Annotated in this window: 14 protein-coding genes; 6 read left to right on the top strand and 8 right to left on the bottom strand. The window is 65.1% G+C overall.

Annotation, left to right across the window (positions count from 1 at the left end; genetic code table 11):
* The first annotated feature begins 159 nt into the window (after positions 1-159).
* Entirely contained in the window at positions 160-1,086 is a 927-nt protein-coding gene (locus ACFC25_RS18730) for an SRPBCC family protein (RefSeq protein WP_376047946.1), read from the top strand.
* 118 nt (positions 1,087-1,204) lie between these two features.
* On the top strand, positions 1,205-1,867 hold the full coding sequence (locus ACFC25_RS18725; RefSeq protein ID WP_376047943.1) for an SRPBCC family protein: 663 nt from the start codon (positions 1,205-1,207) through the stop codon (positions 1,865-1,867).
* 100 nt (positions 1,868-1,967) lie between these two features.
* Here ACFC25_RS18725 and ACFC25_RS18720 read toward each other — a convergent pair whose 3' ends face one another.
* Together ACFC25_RS18720 and ACFC25_RS18715 are read right to left on the bottom strand one after the other, a co-directional pair.
* On the bottom strand, positions 1,968-3,974 hold the full coding sequence (locus ACFC25_RS18720) for a rhamnogalacturonan lyase (RefSeq protein ID WP_376047940.1): 2,007 nt from the start codon (positions 3,972-3,974) through the stop codon (positions 1,968-1,970).
* Between the two features lie 179 nt (positions 3,975-4,153).
* Entirely contained in the window at positions 4,154-4,621 is a 468-nt protein-coding gene (locus ACFC25_RS18715) for a winged helix-turn-helix transcriptional regulator (RefSeq protein WP_376047937.1), read from the bottom strand.
* Between the two features lie 163 nt (positions 4,622-4,784).
* Here ACFC25_RS18715 and ACFC25_RS18710 point away from each other — a divergent pair, with 163 nt between their 5' ends.
* The 3 genes from ACFC25_RS18710 (at position 4,785) to ACFC25_RS18700 (ending at position 6,595) form a co-directional block, all read left to right on the top strand.
* Complete coding sequence (locus tag ACFC25_RS18710) at positions 4,785-5,462, top strand: FMN-dependent NADH-azoreductase (protein ID WP_376047935.1); 678 nt, start codon at positions 4,785-4,787, stop codon at positions 5,460-5,462.
* Between the two features lie 159 nt (positions 5,463-5,621).
* Positions 5,622-5,879: a hypothetical protein gene (locus tag ACFC25_RS18705; protein WP_337348947.1), complete on the top strand. Its 258-nt coding sequence runs from the start codon at positions 5,622-5,624 to the stop codon at positions 5,877-5,879.
* A 74-nt stretch (positions 5,880-5,953) separates the two neighbouring features.
* Entirely contained in the window at positions 5,954-6,595 is a 642-nt protein-coding gene (locus tag ACFC25_RS18700; RefSeq protein ID WP_337348969.1) for an NAD(P)-binding domain-containing protein, read from the top strand.
* Between the two features lie 106 nt (positions 6,596-6,701).
* Here the strand turns inward: ACFC25_RS18700 and ACFC25_RS18695 are convergent, their stop codons facing one another.
* From ACFC25_RS18695 to ACFC25_RS18685, 3 genes are all read right to left on the bottom strand, one after another.
* The gene (locus tag ACFC25_RS18695; protein WP_337348946.1) at positions 6,702-7,613 is read right to left on the bottom strand and encodes a hypothetical protein; all 912 of its coding nucleotides are present in this window, start codon (positions 7,611-7,613) and stop codon (positions 6,702-6,704) included.
* A gap of 197 nt (positions 7,614-7,810) precedes the next feature.
* On the bottom strand, positions 7,811-9,988 hold the full coding sequence (gene yicI, locus ACFC25_RS18690; RefSeq protein ID WP_376047932.1) for an alpha-xylosidase: 2,178 nt from the start codon (positions 9,986-9,988) through the stop codon (positions 7,811-7,813).
* The gene (locus tag ACFC25_RS18685; protein WP_376047929.1) at positions 9,985-12,045 is read right to left on the bottom strand and encodes a beta-galactosidase; all 2,061 of its coding nucleotides are present in this window, start codon (positions 12,043-12,045) and stop codon (positions 9,985-9,987) included. Before ACFC25_RS18685 ends, yicI begins: the two co-directional genes overlap by 4 nt.
* 24 nt (positions 12,046-12,069) lie before the next feature.
* On the opposite strand from ACFC25_RS18685, the gene ACFC25_RS18680 reads away from it, so the two are divergent.
* Positions 12,070-13,095 (top strand): LacI family DNA-binding transcriptional regulator, encoded by a 1,026-nt coding sequence (locus ACFC25_RS18680; RefSeq protein ID WP_376047926.1) that lies wholly within the window; start codon positions 12,070-12,072, stop codon positions 13,093-13,095.
* A 41-nt stretch (positions 13,096-13,136) separates the two neighbouring features.
* Here the strand turns inward: ACFC25_RS18680 and ACFC25_RS18675 are convergent, their stop codons facing one another.
* From ACFC25_RS18675 to ACFC25_RS18665, 3 genes are read right to left on the bottom strand one after another with little or no spacing between them, the layout of a single operon-like run.
* Positions 13,137-14,072: a carbohydrate ABC transporter permease gene (locus ACFC25_RS18675; protein WP_337352554.1), complete on the bottom strand. Its 936-nt coding sequence runs from the start codon at positions 14,070-14,072 to the stop codon at positions 13,137-13,139.
* Positions 14,069-15,142 carry an ABC transporter permease gene (locus ACFC25_RS18670; protein ID WP_376047923.1) on the bottom strand — a complete coding sequence of 358 codons (1,074 nt, stop codon included), beginning with the start codon at positions 15,140-15,142 and terminating at the stop codon, positions 14,069-14,071. Before ACFC25_RS18670 ends, ACFC25_RS18675 begins: the two co-directional genes overlap by 4 nt.
* A 14-nt stretch (positions 15,143-15,156) precedes the next feature.
* Positions 15,157-16,863, bottom strand: coding sequence for an extracellular solute-binding protein (locus tag ACFC25_RS18665; RefSeq protein WP_376047920.1), 1,707 nt, complete (start codon positions 16,861-16,863; stop codon positions 15,157-15,159).
* Positions 16,864-16,911: the final 48 nt, after the last annotated feature.

Below are 16,911 nucleotides of genomic sequence, written 5' to 3'. Positions count from 1 at the left end.
ACCCAACTAGGTGGCAGCAGATGTCGTTTTGGCGCCTCATAACGACATCTGCTGCTACCTAGTTGGGGTCTGGCCGTGAGCTCCGCCGGAAGGTATGGTAAGCATGCTGATGAATTTTTTGTTCTTTCATCAGCTCCGGTTCCAATCGAAGGAGACGTTGTGAGCACGAAAGTGGAAAAGCGCATTCTGGTGAATGTACCGGTCAGCACGGCCTACAACCAGTGGACGCAGTTCGAGGAATTTCCCCACTTCATGGGCGGCGTCAAGAGCGTTAAGCAGCTCAGTGATGACCGGCTGGAGTGGGTGGCCGAGATCGCGGGCGTCCGGCGCCAGTGGACCGCAAAGATCCTGGAGCAGATCCCTGACCGCAGGGTTGCCTGGGCAGCCACCGAAGGAGCCACAAACGCCGGCGCCGTGGAATTCGAAGACGTCGGCGGCGGCCAAACATCCCTGCGGCTGACCCTGGAATACGACCCCGAAGGTTTCGTTGAAAAAGTGGGCGACAAGCTCCACGTGGTTGACCGCCAGGCCGAAGCCGACCTGAAGAGGTTCAAGGAATTCATCGAGGACGAGGGCTACGCATCCGGCGCCTGGCGGGGGTCGGTGGGCGAAGGCGCTGCTGTGGGCACCCCGGGCGTGGAGGACGCAGCGGCCTCCCGCGGCGATTCAGGCAAGGCAGGATTCTCCGGCAAAATGGCAGCAGCGGCAGGGGTTGCGGCGGCCGCAGGCGCAGCTGCAGCCATGAGCGCGGGCACGAACAAGGACGCTCACGAGGCCCGCGACGTCACCGCACCAGACGCCGTTCCGGCAGAGCCAGTCACCGTGACACCCATCCCGGCAGAACCGATGCCACCCGTCTCACCCGCGGCGGGCACGACGGCGGCAGACGCCTCCTCGGGTTCGCTCGCCGATCTCGGGGACGACAGGAGCGGGCATGCGTTCGACCAAACCAACGGCCTGGTGGACACCGAGGGCGAGTCCGACGAAACAGCCGAAGGTGAGCGGTACAGCGAAGGCGAACGTCGCGAAGAGGACAACCGCCCGGGCGGACTTCCGCCCGTAGGAGGAGGCCTCGGACAGCACTGACGGGCGCCTCCGCGGGGCAATCCGTGGCTCTGGTTCACGGCTTCCAACGGCGCTATGTTAAGCCTACTGATGACCCCCGGGACCTTCATCAGATTCGGTTCCAGTCGAAGGAGACGTTGTGGGCACGAAAGTGGAGAAACGGATTGTTGTCGAGGTACCGGTGGGCACTGCATACAAGCAGTGGACCCAGTTTGAGGACTTCCCCCATTTTATGGGCGGTGTGGAAAGTGTGACCCAACTCAGCGATGACAGGCTGAGATGGGTTGCGCACATCGCCGGAGTCCGCAGGCAGTGGGAAGCCAGGATCATCGAACAGATCCCGGACCACAGGGTGGCCTGGGCGTCCACGGAAGGTGCCACCAACTCAGGCTCCGTGGAGTTCCAGGATGCCGGCGGGAACAAGACCCAGCTGACACTCACTTTGGAATACCAGCCCGAGGGCATGGTGGAAAAGGTGGGCGACCTGCTTCACGTGGTGGCCCGGCAGGCGGAGCATGACCTGAAAAAGTTCAAGGAGTTCATCGAACACGAGGGCCATGCCACCGGTGCGTGGCGGAAATCCATCCCCGCGACAGGAACCGTGGAAGGCGGGACGCGTCCGGCAGGGCCCGAATTCAACAGGTTCGCGCACCCGTTCGACCAGACCAACGGACTGGTGGATCTTGAGGGCGAGTCGGACGAAACGGCCGAGGGCGAGAACTACAGCTCCTCGGAACGGAAGCACCGGCATGACCGCGACGACCGCTTCCTCCCGCCCAATCCCAACCTTGGATCGCTCTGAACCTGCCTGCCCGAGCCGCCACACGCCGTCGGGCGTTCCAAGCGCAAAAGCACCGCCCGTTTCCCAAGGAAGGCGGGCGGTGCTTTTGGGCTGACGGCTGCTACTCGCTGCCCCCTACATAGGTGACGGCGGGCATCGCCGGGGTTTTCATGCCTTCGCCGATGAAGAAACCCGGGGGCGGCGGCTGGTTGTAGGCCACGTTCTCACGGGCCACTGCCGTACGGTACACCGGGTCGTGCATCAGCGTGCGGAGACGGACTTCGGTGGGAGCCGTAGTGGTGTAGATCCGCAGTTCAGTGCTGTCCGACGACGGGAAGGCCAGTTCCTCGCGCCAGTCACCCAGCAGGTCTGCCTGCAGCGACGGGTTGCCCTTGGTGTGGTTGTTGCTGCGGGCGCCGGTGGCCGTCAACAGCCGGTCGCTGGATTCGGTTTCCCAGTTCCACTTGGAGATGGTGGGCACGCCGACGCCGGCAGTGGCATCGAAGTCATGGTCCACGATCTCGCGCAGTAGGTCACCGTCCCACCAGGCCAGGAAGTTCGCGGCCGGGATTTTCTCCGCGATCAGCACGCCCTTGGCGGACATCAGCTGCCCCCGCGGGGAGTTCCAGGAGGCGTCGCCGCCCACGGCCCAGCCTTCGGCCCCGGCGTACCGCGGATCAATGTCGCCGGCGGCTCCACGCCCCGTGTCCCTGATGGCCGGGATACTCCAGAGGACTTCGCCGGTGGCGGCGTCGCGGAAGGTGGCTCCGCGGTTGCCGCTCTGGCTCATGCTCTCGTGCACTGCGAAGGTTTCCAGTCCGGGCCGCGACGGGTCCAGATCTGACGTGTGGATGGCGTCGCCGTGGCCCAGCTTGGTGTTGTAGAGGGGCGCGCCGTTGTCGTCGATGGTCATGGAACCGAAGACGAATTCGTCCTTCCCATCCTGGTCAACGTCGGCCACGGACAGGTTGTGGTTGCCCTGACCCTTGTACTCGGCGCCGGCGACGTCGGAATCGAACTTCCAGCGCTGCTTCAGCTTGCCGTCCACCAGGTCGTAGGTAACCAGGACCGTGCGCGTGTAGTAGCCACGGCTGAACATCATGGAGGGGTGTTCGCCGTCGAGGTAAGCCACGCCTGCAAGGAACCGGTCCACCCGGTTGCCGTAGCCGTCCCCCCAAGCCGATACGTTGCCGCGCGGCGGATCGTAGGCGACGGTGTCCATGATGGTGCCGGTTTCGCCCTTGAAAACGGTCAGGAACTCGGGGCCGGAGAGCACGTAACCGGCGCTGTTGCGGTAATCCGCGGCCGGATCGCCGATGACCGTTCCGGCGCCGTCGCGAGTGCCGTCGGCGGTCTTCAGGGAGACTTCAGCTTTGCCGTCGCCGTCAAAGTCGTAGGCCAGCAACTGCGTGTAGTGCGCCCCGGCACGGATGTTTCGGCCGAGATCGATGCGCCAGAGCTTGGTGCCGTCCATCTTGTAGGCATCCACGTAAACGTTGCCGGTGTAGCCGGACTGCGAGTTGTCCTTGGCGTTGGATGGGTTCCAGAGCTGGACGATCTCATAGGCGCCGTCGCCGTCCAGGTCAGCCACGGTGGCATCGTTGGCGGTGTAGGTGTAGGCCGCCCCGGCGGGCGTGACGCCGTCCGCCGGCTTGTCCAGCTTGATAGCGAGGTAGTTCTGGGCGAGCGGGCTGAACTCCCCCGTCACGACCTGATCCAGTCCGTCTCCGTTTCCCACCGCCCGGATGACGTACTTCGAGGTTGCCGTTCCGGCGGGGTCGACGTAGGTGGTGCTGTTGCGGACCGGGTCCGCGGTGAGCTGGACGCCGTCGCGGATTACATGGAAGCCGATGCTGTCAGGATCCAGGCCCAGCATCCGCCAGCTGAGGGTGACGCCTTGGTCCGTGAGGACCGCTACGGGGGCGCGGTCCAGGCTTTCGACCTGACGCTTCTGCACGTTCAGCCCGGACTGTTCAGGCAGGGGCGGGAGGGTGGGGGCCGCCTGAGCCAGCGGTACACCGGTGAGGGCCAGGGCAGCTGCGGCCAGGGTTGCTGCGGCAGCCAAGGGCGCCGTTTTCCGTATCTTTTTGGGTCTCGTGGGTAGGGAATATTTCGCGGGGTATGCCAAAGAACATCTCCTTTGATGCTGGCGGCAGCTGAGTCTGCCGCACGGTCGTTTTTGTAACGTTTCATTCCGACGCCGAACGAGTAATCCCGGATTTCCCTGGAGGTTTCGGAGTGGAAAGAAAGCGCTTTCCGCCCCTAAGGTTTATCAGGGCATGAGAAGGTCGGTCAAGGCCTTCACGATCAAATGTGGGAGAAATTGTTCCGTTTCGTTTCGATCTTGCCGGGGGCGGCCTCAGGTAGCCCGGGGGTTTCGCCAGCCACGTGGTCGTGCTCGAGGCGGGCTAGTTCCACCGCGGGCATGGAAGCTTCGGCCCAGTCCTTGAGCCCATACACCACGCCAAGGAGCGAGCGGCCCAGCGGGCTCAGTTCATAGTCGGTGCGGACCGGGACCGAGGCTGTTACGTGGCGCAGCACCAGGCCGTCCCGTTCCAGCGAACGAAGCGTGGAGGTCAGCATCTTCTGGCTGGCCCCCGCAACCCTGCGCCGCAGTTCGCTATGCCGGCGCGGGCCTTCGGCGAGTTCCAACAGGACCAGGGTGACCCACTTGCTGCTGATGGTCTCCAGGAGTTGCCGGGCGGGGCAATGCTCCAGCGCGGCGTTATACGTGGCCCGATGCTGCAGGTGCTTCTGTTCGGCCGTGAGGCTCATCTCTACGTCCCCCATCGTGTTCCGGCATGAAGCACCAGATTAGCTGCGGACCCGCTGCAAGGCACGTTCAGGTGCCAGAGGCACTTCAAAGTGCCTTCTTACGAAGGCACCGCCTGCCCGCGAAGATCAGTTAAGCAATCCCGGCACTTTCGAAAGGACACCCATGCCCACCCTCCTCCATATCAATGCGTCTCCCCGCGGTTCCCACAGCAGCTCGCTGAAGCTCGCCCGCACGTTCATCGACTCCGTCCGGGAGTCCTCCGGCAGCGACGTCGACGTAGAGACCCTGAATCTGTTCGATTCCGGTGCGCTCCCGGAGTTTGGCACCACGGCCGCCGGCGCCAAGATGGCCATCTTCAGCGGGCAGCAGCAAACCAGCGAGCAGACGCGCGCCTGGGACGCGGCCCGGGCGGTGTTCGACCAGTTCGCAGCCGCGGACGCGTATGTCTTCAACATCCCCATGTGGAATTCCGGCATCCCCTACGTTCTCAAGCAGTGGATCGACGTGGTTACCCAGCCAGGCTGGAGCTTCGGCTTCGATCCCCAGGCCGGCTACACCGGGCTCATGACGGGCAGGCAGGCCGTGGCCATCCACACCAGCGGGGTCTACGCGCCCGGCGTTCCTCCGGCGTTCGGCCGGGACTTCAGCAGCACCTTCTTCGCCGACTGGCTGGACTTCGTGGGCATTCAGGATGCCACCCATGTCCGCTTCGCCCCCACGGTGCTGGGCTCCGATCCTGAGCAGGCACGCCTGCTCGCGGTGTCAAAGCTCGACGCCGCCGCGCCGGCATTCGCGGCCAGGCTGGCCGCCGCAGGGGTGCTGCAGCCCGCGGCCGGCTGACTGCGGACCACATTCATTCCGCAGTCCTGCCACAGTCCCGGCCGCCATGACTGGACACGGCGGCCGGTACTGTCTTAGCGTCGAAGCATGACCCGCCTGCCCGGCGGGCTCCAGCGCTGAAGCAGTACGGCGCCCGCGTAACGCCGAAAGTGAGCAACTGTGCCTGCCACCCATTTTGAACGTTTCCTGGCTGAATCCGTGACGCCGCAGCGGGACTCTGGAACGGGATTGGGCCGCGATGAGCTCTATGGCCTTTATACGAGCTGGTGCCTGATCAACCACGTTGAACCCCAGGATCCGCCTTCCCTGTGGAAGGCCCTCAAAGACCATGGGATCACTGCCGAACACAACAACCTGAACATGACCGGGCCCGCTGCCGCGGACTACATCGTCGCCAGCGCCCCGGACCTCGTCTGAGGTTTCACGGCATCACCGGATTATTCCCGCGAAAGCCCTGAAATATCTCCGTGGGCACCGCTGTTGGCCCGGACATGACAACAATCGGAATCATCGGAGCAGGACACATCGGAAGCCAGGTTGCCCGGAAGGCGGTGGCGCTCGGCTATGACGTGGTCATCAGCAACTCGCGCGGGCCGGAGACCCTCACGGAACTGGTAACGGAACTAGGCCCTAAAGCCCGGGCCGCGACCCCGGCGGAGGCAGCGGCGGCAGGTGATTTCGCCGTCGTCACCGTTCCGCTCAGGAACTACCGGGACATTCCCGTGGCGCCGCTGGCCGGCAAGATCGTGATCGACACCAACAACTACTACTGGGAGCGGGACGGGCACATTCCCGCACTGGACAACGGCGAGGCCACCACCTCCGGACTGCTTCAGGAGCACTTGTCCGAATCCAAGGTGGCCAAGGGCTTCAACCACATCATGGCCAAGGATATCACCACGGACGGCACGCCCACCGGAACCGAAAACCGCCGCGCCCTTGCCACGGCCAGCGACTACCCCGAGGCCGCCGAACTGGTGACCCGGCTATATGACGAGTTCGGCTTCGACACCGTTAACATCGGGCTGCTGTCCGAGAGCTGGCGCGTGGAGCGGGACCGCCCGGCCTACGTGATCCGGCAGACCGAGGCTGAGCTGAAGGAAAACCTGGCTAACGCCCCGCGAACCATCTAGCGCCCCCGGTCAATCCAGGCAGGACACCCAAAAACTGGCTGGCAGCAGACGTCACGAAATCCATTCTTGACGACGCCTGCTGCCAGCCGGTTGGGGCTAATCAGTCCTACAGGCGTGCCGGGACCAGGACCACCTCATATTCGGTGTCCGGAAGCAGGAACTGGGCGTTCACTGCCGCAAGCGTGTTGCCGAACAGGGCAGCCGTCGCTGGAGTATTGAAACTGGTGCTGGTGATGACATCCTCGACAACGCCGGACGAGAAATTATTGGCGAGGTCGATCCGGCTGATCTGGTCCGAGAAGTTCTGGACAGCCCAGAGACGCTGGCCCTGGACCAGGATGCCGTCCACGTTTGGAACGCTTACCCCTTCAACGAGTGCGCTGGCGCCGGTGTCCGGGTTGACCGTGTAGATCTCCCCATTACCCGAATGGGACACAAACAGCACCCGGCCGCCCTTGGCCGAGGCAATGCCGTTGAGGTTGAACTGGTCCCCTGCGTCGGCCGCGGGACCGCTCAGCGGAAGCGTCACAACATCACCCAGTTCACCGCGGTGGCTGACCGGAACGAAGTACAGCTCGGCAGCGGCGGAATTCGTGAACCATGCCCCGTCCGGGGTGAGCGCGACGTCGTTGATGAAGCCTGGTGCGAGCGGGATCTCCGCTACGAGTTCCAGCGTCGCCGTGTTGTAAACGTAGGCATTGCCGCCAGCCCCACCAGCTACGAACAGCAGATTGCTGCCGGCATCAAACTTCATTCCTACAGCCATTCGGTCATCCGGACCGTCAATGATCTTCGTGGCGATTCCGGTGCGGATGTCGCCCTGGAAGATGTCGCCGGTGGCCAGTTCCCCGGCGTAGAAGGTGGTTCCCCGGCCGGCGGCGATCCCCTCGGCGGAGTTGGCACCGTCGAGCACGATGACGCCGGAAGGCGGCGCCGCGGTGGCGGGCAGGGACGGCGTGAGCAGTGCTATTAAGGCGATGAACGCGATGGCGGTACGGCGTTGTACTGTTCGGCGCATGATGCTTCCTCGGTTGGACTGATCCGCGCGGGGCAACAGACGGCATCAACAGGCGGCAGGCTCCGCACGATGGTCCTGCCAGTTTAGGCACCGCCGATGCCCCTGACCAGAGGCTGTGCACTGGATACGGAAGGGACGCGGAACCCGGGCAAAAGAGTGCCCGGGCCGCCCACACATGGACGCCCGGGCACCGGATGTCAGAGCGCGACGGCGACCGGCCGGCCGCCTTCCACCGTCACCTCAAACCGGGCAAAACCGCCGTCGGCCCTGGGAACCACCACAGTCCTGCGCTGGCCCTCAACAGCGGCGAAGGCGTGGAACTCCACGTCAGTGGCCCAGTCGTACTCCGGCCGGTCCGTCACGGTTCCGAGCGGCAAGACCGCCCCCTCGCGGACGTACACCGCGGCCTCCAGCACCGAGAATTCCTTGCGGTGCCACTGCGGGCCGGCCAGCTGCTCGCCGCTTTCCAGATGGGTCCAGGTTCCCGCAGGGAGGTAGAAGTCCACGGACCCGCCCTTGCCCATCACCGGTGCAACCAGAAGGTCCGATCCGAGCATGTATTGCCGGTCGAGGTAGGCACAGGCGGGGTCCTGCGGGAATTCGAGGAACATGGGCCGCATCAGGGGTGATCCTGTCTGGTGCGCGTCCTCGGCCGATGCCAGAAGGTATGGCATGAGCCGCATCTTCAGCCCGGTGAAGTGACGGAGCACGTCGCTGGATTCATCGTCCACCAGCCAAGGCACGCGGTAGGAGTTGGAGCCATGCAGCCGGGAATGGGAGGACAGCAGCCCAAACGCGATCCACCGCTTGAACAGTTCGGGATCCGGAGTCCCCTCGAACCCGCCGATGTCGTGGCTCCAGAACGCGAATCCTGAGGATGCCAGGGACAGGCCGCCGCGGAGGGATTCGGACATGGCGGAGAACGTGGATTCGCAGTCGCCACCCCAGTGCACCGGAAGCTGCTGACCTCCGGCGGTAGCGGAGCGGGCAAAGAGCACGGCCTGGCCTTCGCCGAGCTCCTTGGAGAGCAGGTCGAACACCGTTCGGTTGTAGAGCTGCGCGTAATAGTTGTGCATTTTCTGCGGATCGGAGCCGTCGTGCCAGGCCACGTCCGTGGGGATCCGCTCGCCGAAATCGGTCTTGAAGGAATCCACGCCCTGGTTCAGCAGGGTGCGCAGCTTGTCCTGGTACCAGGTCACGGCGTCCGGGTTGGTGAAATCCACCAGGCCCATGCCCGCCTGCCACATGTCCCACTGCCACACCGAGCCGTCCGCCCGCTTGACCAGGTAGCCCCGCTCTTCACCCTCCCGGAACAAGTGCGAGCGCTGGGCGATGTACGGGTTGATCCAGACACACACCTTCAGGCCCCGCTCGTGCAGGCGCCGCAGCATGCCTTCAGGGTCCGGGAAGGTGGCCGGGTCCCAGACGAAGTCGCTCCAATGGAACGCCCTCATCCAGTGGCAGTCAAAGTGGAATACAGAGAGCGGAAGCTTGCGTTCAGCCATGCCGTCGATGAACGACATCACGGTTTTCTCGTCGTAGTCCGTGGTGAAGGACGTGGACAGCCACAGCCCGTAGGACCAGGCCGGTACCCGGGCCGGCCGGCCGGTCAGCTCCGTGTAGCGGCGCAGGATGTCCTTGGGAGTGGGCCCGTGGATCACGAAGTAATGCAGCCGCTGGCCCTCAACGCTGAACTGCGTGCGGGACACCACCTCGGACCCGATCTCGTACGACACCCGCTCCGGGTGGTTCACGAACACGCCGTAGCCCGCGTTGGTGATGAAGAACGGCACGTTCTTATAGGCGAGGTCGCTCGAGGTGCCGCCGTCCTCGTTCCAGATGTCAATCGACTGCCCGTTCTTCACCAGCGGCCCAAACCGCTCCCCCAGCCCGTAGACATTGGTTCCCACGCCGAGTGTCAGCTGTTCGTGCACAAAGTGCCGGCCGTCGTCGTCGGTGATGACGCCGATGCTGCGGGGCACCGAACTTGTCAGCAGCCGGCCATCCCCCACGAAATCCACGTTCCAGTCGCCCGAGGTGCTGATGTGTGCGGTGAGGCCGCCGGAGGTGAACGTGGCGGTGCCGCCGTCGTTGGTGATGCTGACGTCCGCGCCGCCTTCCTTGAGCCCGAAGTGCGGCCCCTTCTGCACACCGCCCTGGAAGTGTTCGATGGTTACACCAATGACGTCCGGTAACGGCGACTCGAAGCTGATGGTCAGCTGCGGGCAGTTCAGGGCGTCGCCGCGGGACCTGATCTTCTGCGTGGGTGCGTAGACGGTGAGTTTGTCGCCTGTGGTCTTCACATCGGACACGTCCCGCGGGTGGAGTGCGGAGAGGCCCTTTTTGTGGAGCCAGTAGCCGTCCGTGAATTTCATGCTGTTCCTCTGTTTCGGGGGTTCTTCAAGTTGGGAAGTTCGTTGGATGCGGGTTCCTTGAGCACCAGCGCGCCGAAGGGCGGCAGGATGAGCTGATCGCCGTGGGCTGCGCCGGTAAGCAGGTCCACGGACGCCCACCGGAGCCGGACGTCCTGCGGCTCACCGGAATGGTTCAGCAGGAACAGGTGCCCACCGCGGCTTGCCGCCTCCACCTGGTCCGGCAACGGCGCGGCCAGGGGATACCGGATTCCCGCCGACTCCAGCGCATCCGCCACGACCTGCTCCAGTGCCTCTGGGGGAAGGTCGGCCCCCACATACCAGGAGTGCCCGGCACCGGTTTGGTGATGTACGACGACGGGACGGCCTTCCAGCCGGCCCTCGGCAAAGTGCGCCACCACGTCGGCGGTGCTGCTGTTCAGTGCCAGGTCTTCCGCCCAGGTCCGGGCCTGCCCGGCGGGTGCCTCCCCAAACCGGATCCCCACCGGTGATCCAAGCGGGATCCATTCCTCGCCGTCCACGCCTAGCAGCTCTGCGAGTATCGCCGGGAAGCGGCCGGAAGCGAGGTGGCCGTTGCGGTCCGCCACTGCGCTGAAGGGCCCAACCACCAGGTGGCCGCCGCCCTGGACGTACGCGCCCACCCCGTCCGCGTGCTCCTGGCTGAGCAGGAACAGGCTGGGAGCCAGGACCAGCCCAAACCGGCCCAGGTCCGCCGAGGGATGGACCACTTCGACGGCCAGGCCGTTCCGGTGCAGGGGCGCGTAATACGCCTGGAGCTGCTCGAGCACCTGGAGCCGGTTGGTGGGAGTGTCCGGTGATTCGGCGGCCCACCAGCTGTCCCAGTCGAACAGGACCGCGATCTTGGCCGTGCAGGGTGTCCCGGCAAGCTGGCGCAACGCTTGGAGGTCCTTGCCCAGGGCCGCGGCCTCGCCGAACACCCGCGTGTGCTCGCCCGCGAGCGGCACCACGGCGGAGTGGAAGCGTTCGGCGCCGAAGCGGGACTGGCGGAACTGGAAGAAACAGACGCCATCGGCGCCCCGGGCGACGGCAGAGAGGGCATCAACCCGGAGTTCGCCGGGCTGCTTCGGCACGTTGTGCTCCCGCCAGTTCACCCCGGAGGTGGCGGACTCGATGAGGAGCCACGGGGTGCCGCCTGAGAGTCCCCGGCAGAGGTCGTGGGTCAGCGATCCAAACCGGTGCGACTCCGGATCCGCCGGATCGGTGTACCAGTCATTGGCCACGACGTCCGTCTCGTTCGCGAAGGCGAAGTAGTCCGCCCCGCGGAAGAAGCCCATCAGGTTGGTGGTCACCGGGCTGGCGGTATCGTAGCGGCGGATGATGTCCCGCTCCGCACAGAACAGGGACAGCAACTGGTCCGAGGTGAACCGTTGGAAGTCCAGGGCTTGGCTGGGGTTGATCAGGTACGGCGCTTTGCGCGGAGGCAGGATCTCGTCCCAGCTGCCGTAGTTCTGGCTCCAAAAGGAAGTACCCCAGGCACGGTTGAGTCCGTCCAGCGTGATGTAGCGCCGGGTGAGCCAGGCACGAAAGGCGCGCGCGGTTTCGTCGTCGTAGCTCACCTGTCCGAGCTCGTTTCCCACGTGCCACATCGCGAGGGCGGGATGCCCCGCGTAGCGCCGGGCCAGGGACTCCGTGATGGCAGCGGCGGCCTGCCGGTACTTGGCGGATGACGGGTTGAACTGGTTGCGCGAGCCGTACCAAAGCGTGCTGCCGGCCGCGTCCATGGGCAAGGTTTCCGGATACTCGCGGCCCAGCCAGGCCGGCGGCGATGCCGTGGGCGTTGCCAGGCACACGCGGATGCCGCCCTCGTGCAGCAGATCCAGGAGCCGGTCCAGCCAGCCGAAGTTCCGGGCACCTTCGCGGGGCTCCAGCAGGGCCCAGCTGAACACTCCCACGGTGACCAGGTTGATACCAGCCTCCTGCATCAGCCGGATGTCCTCCTGCCAGGTGTCGGCCGGCCACTGCTCGGGGTTGTAGTCAGCACCGAACAACAAGCCGGTTCGATCCGTCAGGCTGTTCAGGCTGTGGCTGCTGGGAGACATGGAAATCCTTGGTTAAATAGGGGGATGGACAATCGAAGGGCTTCAACAGCGGCCACGATCAATGATGTGGCCCGCGAGGCCGGTGTTTCCACGAGCACCGTGTCCTATGTGATGAGCGGGAAGCGGACCATATCGAAGGAAACCCGGGAAACTGTCGAAGCGGCCATGCGGAAGCTGCGTTACAGCCCTCGGTCCAGCGCCCGTGCGCTGGCCTCGAGCCGTTCCAACGTGCTGGGCCTGGTGGTGCCCCTGCGTGCGGACGTCAATGTCGGCGTCGTCATGCAGTTCGTCACCGCCGTGGTCACCACGGCCCGGACGTTCAACCAGGATGTGCTGCTGCTGACCCAGGACGACGCCGGAAGCATCCAGCGCGTGACGTCGCAGTCCATGGTGGACGGGCTGCTCATGATGGACATCGAGGCCCGTGATCCGCGCATCCCGGTGCTTGCCAAGCTGCAGAAACCAGCCGTGCTGATCGGGATGCCGGATGATCCGCGCGGCCTGAGCTGCGTGGACTTCGACTTCGCCGCCGCGTCCCGCACCGCTGTCCGTCACCTGGCGGACCTGGGCCACCGCGGCATCGCGTTCATTGGTTCCCCGCCAGCATCCTTGCGCCGGCATGCCACCTACGCTGACCGGGCCCTGCAGGGGTTCCAGGATGCGTGCCGTGCCGCGGAAATCGCCCACGTGTCCGAGGCCTGCGAAGCCAACTCGCGTGACCTTGCGAAGGCGTTGGACCGGGTGTTCTCCGGGCCTGAAAGCATCACCGCGCTCCTGGTCCATAACGAGGGCCTGCTCCCCATGCTGCGGGAGAACCTTGGCGTCCGCGGCCTGTCCATCCCGGAGGACATCTCGGTCGCGGTGATTGCACCGGCGGACGTGGCCATGGCCGCGGCCCATCCCTGGACCGCAGTTTCCATTCCCGCGATGGACATCGGCCGGGCGGCCGTGGAGATGGTGATGGACCGGCTTAGCCTGGACAAACCGGCCGAGCTGCGGCTCATTGCGCCCACCCTGACGGAAGGCGAGACAACCGCTAAGGCCGTGTAACAGCAAACCGGCTCCCCTCAGGCCGGGTAGCCACACGCCGGTCATCCCTTCACCGCGCCGATCATCACGCCCTTGGTGAAGTGCTTCTGCACAAACGGGTACACCAGCAGGATGGGGACCATGGCCAGGACGATCACGGCCATCTGCAGGGCGGGGGAAGCCGCGGCGCCGTCGCCGACGTCGATCTGGCCTGGCACCGAGACGCCCTGCAGCACGTAGGAGCGCAGCACCACCTGGAGCGGGTTCATGGCGCTGTCGTTGATGTAGAGGACGGCGTTGAAGAACGCGTTCCAATAGCCCACGCCGTAGAACAGGGCGATGACGGCGGTGACGGCCTTGGACATGGGCAGGACGATCTGGGTCAGCGTGCGCCATTCACTGGCCCCGTCGATCCGGGCGCTGTCCAGGATGCCCCTGTCGATCCCCATGAAGAACCCGCGCAGGATGATGATGTTGAATACGGAGATGCAGCTGGGCAGGATCAGCGCCCAGTAGGTGTTGATCAGGCCCAGGCTGGACACCAGCAGGTAGGCCGGGATGATGCCGGCGCTGAAGAACATGGTGACCAGCAGGGTGAAGAGTATGGGGGTGTGCGCGAAGGAGCCCGGCCGGGACAGGCCATAAGCACAGAGCACGGACACCACCATGCTCAGCAGGGTGCCGGTGGCGGTCACGCCCACGGACACCAGCACGGCCCGGGTGACCACGCCGCCGCTGAGGATCTGCTGGTAGGCGGCGAGGGTGATTTCGCCGGGAATCAGGACCAGGCCGCCGGCGCGTGTGATGGTGGCCTGCGAGGAGATGCTGGTCAGCACGATGGTGTACAACGGCCCCAGGACAGCAAGGACGACGGCGGCGAGCACCACGGCCTTGACGGCTTTCGCCAGGCGTCCCGGCTCTTCGTCCCAGGCCGGCCGTTCCGGCCGGAGCCGCAGCGATTTTGAGGAGGCAAGTGGTTTGGTTGTGGTTACGCTCATTTGGAATACACACCGCTTTCGCCGAATATGTGGGCCACCTTGTTTGCTGCCAGGATCAGGGCCAGGCTGACCAGGCCCTTGATCAGTCCGGCCGCCGCCGCGTAGCTCCAGTCACCGTTCTGCACGCCCGTGTAGTAGACGAACGTGTCCAGGACCTCGGAGGCGTCCGCACCCACGGCGTCACGCTGCAGGATCATCTGCTCGAAGCCCACGGTCAGTGAGTCGCCCAGCCGCAGGATCAGCAGCAGCACAATGACGCTCCGCAGCCCCGGGAGGGTCACATGCCACATACGCTTCCAGCGGTTGGCACCGTCCACGGCCGCCGCCTCATACTGGGCGGGATCGATCGCGCTGAGGGCCGCCAGGAACACGATGATGCCCCAGCCGGCGTCCTTCCAGATCGCCTGGGAGGTGATGAGGAACAGGAACGTGTCCGGGTTGGTCATCACGTCCATGGCCTGCCAGCCGTTGGCGCGCAGCGACTGGTTGAGCAGCCCCGCGCCGCCGAAGATCTGCTGGAAGACGGAGACCACCAGCACCCAGGAAAAGAAGTGCGGCAGGTACACCACAGCCTGGATGGCCGCCCGCAACCGGGGGTTGACCAGGGAGTTCAGCAGCATGGCCAAGGCGATGGGAATGGGGAAGAAGAAAACCAGCTGGAATGCGGTGATCACCAGCGTGTTCTTGACGGCGAGCCAGAACTCCGGATCGGCCATCACCCGGCTGAAGTTCTCCATGCCCACCCAGGGGCTGTCCGGGATGCCAACGAACGGCGAATAGTCCTGGAAAGCCACCACGTTGCCCAGCATGGGCAGGTAGGCGAAGACGCCCAGCAGGATCACGGCCGGCAAGGCCATGAACACCAGGGAACGGTCCCGGTTGAACCGTACCTTCAGGCTGGCGCGGGGGCGGAGGGTCGCGTCCCCCGGCCCGCTACCCTGCCCGCCGTCCGGCGGGGTGCTGGGTGTCGACGTCGGACGCGTCGCCGGCGCCGCGAGCCGGGAGGAGGTGCCGGCGTCGGGCCTTGCAGGCGTCAGGGCGGCGGCCCTGCTCTCTGTACCGGTGCTCATGTTCGCCGCCACCCCTATGCCAGGAATCCGGCGTAGAAGTCGCGTAGCTCGTCGCCGCCCTTGCTCTTCCAGGTGGCGATGGCGCTGTCCAGGTCGGGCATGCCCTTGCGGCCGCGGATGATGTCCTTCGCCAGGTCCTCGAACGGCTTGCCGAGGGAGCCGAACTTGGCCGGTTCCTGGATCTGCATACCGAAGAAGATGTCCTCCTGGACGTTCGGTGCCTGGCGGGCTTCCCACTCGGACTGTGACTGGACCAGGCCGGGGTACTGGACCATGGAGTTCACGATCGGAGCGTTGACCAGGAAGGCGTAGGTGCTGGTCACTTCCTGGGTCCCCTTGGCGGTGGCCTGCGGAATACCCTGTGAGTCGCGGGTGTAGTGCACGCCTTCGACTCCGCTATTGATGAGGACGTTCTCCTCGGTGCCGAACGGTGCGGCAATGAAGTTGGCCAGCGCCAGCATCTCCTCGACCTTGGCCGGGTCCGTCTTCTTGATGAAGCTGAAGATCGCCGCGGGCTGGGCCCGGAACAGGGTGGGTTTGCCGCCGTCCGGGGCGAAGTAGTCCATGGGCTGCATGTTGAACTTGGGGTTGGACGGCAGGACGCGTGCCAGCGCCTCGTGCCAGCCGCCCATGCCGTCCGAGGTCATCAGGGTGGCGCCGGATTCGAAGCGCTGCTTGGCCTGCTGCGAGTTTCCGGCAACTGCGTCCGGGTGGACGGAGCCGTCGGCGAACAGCTTGGCGGTCCATTCCAGGGCGGCGCGGTATTCGTCGGTTTCGAACTTGTTCTGGAGCTTGCCGTCCACCTTTTTCCACTTGGGGACCACTCCGTGCATGATCTGCGCACCCGTCCAGATGTCCTCGGAACCCCAGCGGTTCTTGGAAGCGTCCGTGAGTTCCTTCGCGACGCTGCGGTATTCGTCAGCGGACGTGGGCGGTTCGACGCCGAGTTCCTCGAAGAGGTCCGCCCGGTAGAAGATGGCGTCGGAGATCAGGGCGCCCGGGTAGGGCAGTCCATACAGTCCGCCTTCGAAGCAGCCCATCTTCCAGGCCGCCGTGGGGATGTTGGCCAGGTTGGGGTACTTCTTGACCTTGTCGCCGGCCAGGAACGGCGAGAGGTCGGTGAAAATGCTGGTGGCGGCCTGGCCGAAGCGTGGCGGCATGTTCCATGCGGGGATCACCATCCAGTCCGGTACATCCTTCGGCGAAGCGAGGACCGTCTGGACCTTGTCGGCGTAGGCGTTGCCGTCGTTGACCTGGAAATTGATGGTGGCGCCCAGCTTTTCATTGACGGCCTTGTAGTAGGTGTTATCCGGCAAAGCGGGCGGGACCGCCCACCATGCCGGGGCCATGGCGGTGTAGGTCCCGCCGGAGCCGGGCGTGCTGGCCACTGATTTGACCAGGGACTTCGGAATGGACGTGAAGCCGGGCGTCGAACCGTTGACCGACGGGATGTCCGGCTTGACCAGGTCCACCGGGATGTAGGACGGGACCAGTTTGGCCACGGTTTCGGCGAGGCCGCCGGAAGTGGTTGCCTGCGGAGCCGCCGCCCCGGTTCCGCAAGCCGTCAGTGCCGCGGGCGCAGCGGCCAGGAACACGGCACCGCTGAGGATGCCCAGGAAGGAACGGCGGTTGACGCCGGTGGAGCCGGCCTCGGCGAGGAGGGTGGAACCTGTTTTCTGGGGACGGCGGCTTCGTGTCGGATCCGCATGGTGACCAAGCATAATCAGCACTCCTTTGTGGTGGATATTGCATCGATGATTTCGAAGTTT

The sequence above is a fragment of the Pseudarthrobacter sp. NPDC055928 genome, assembly GCF_042270935.1.
Lineage (GTDB): Bacteria > Actinomycetota > Actinomycetes > Actinomycetales > Micrococcaceae > Arthrobacter.
This window is presented reverse-complemented; position numbering and strand designations above follow the sequence as displayed.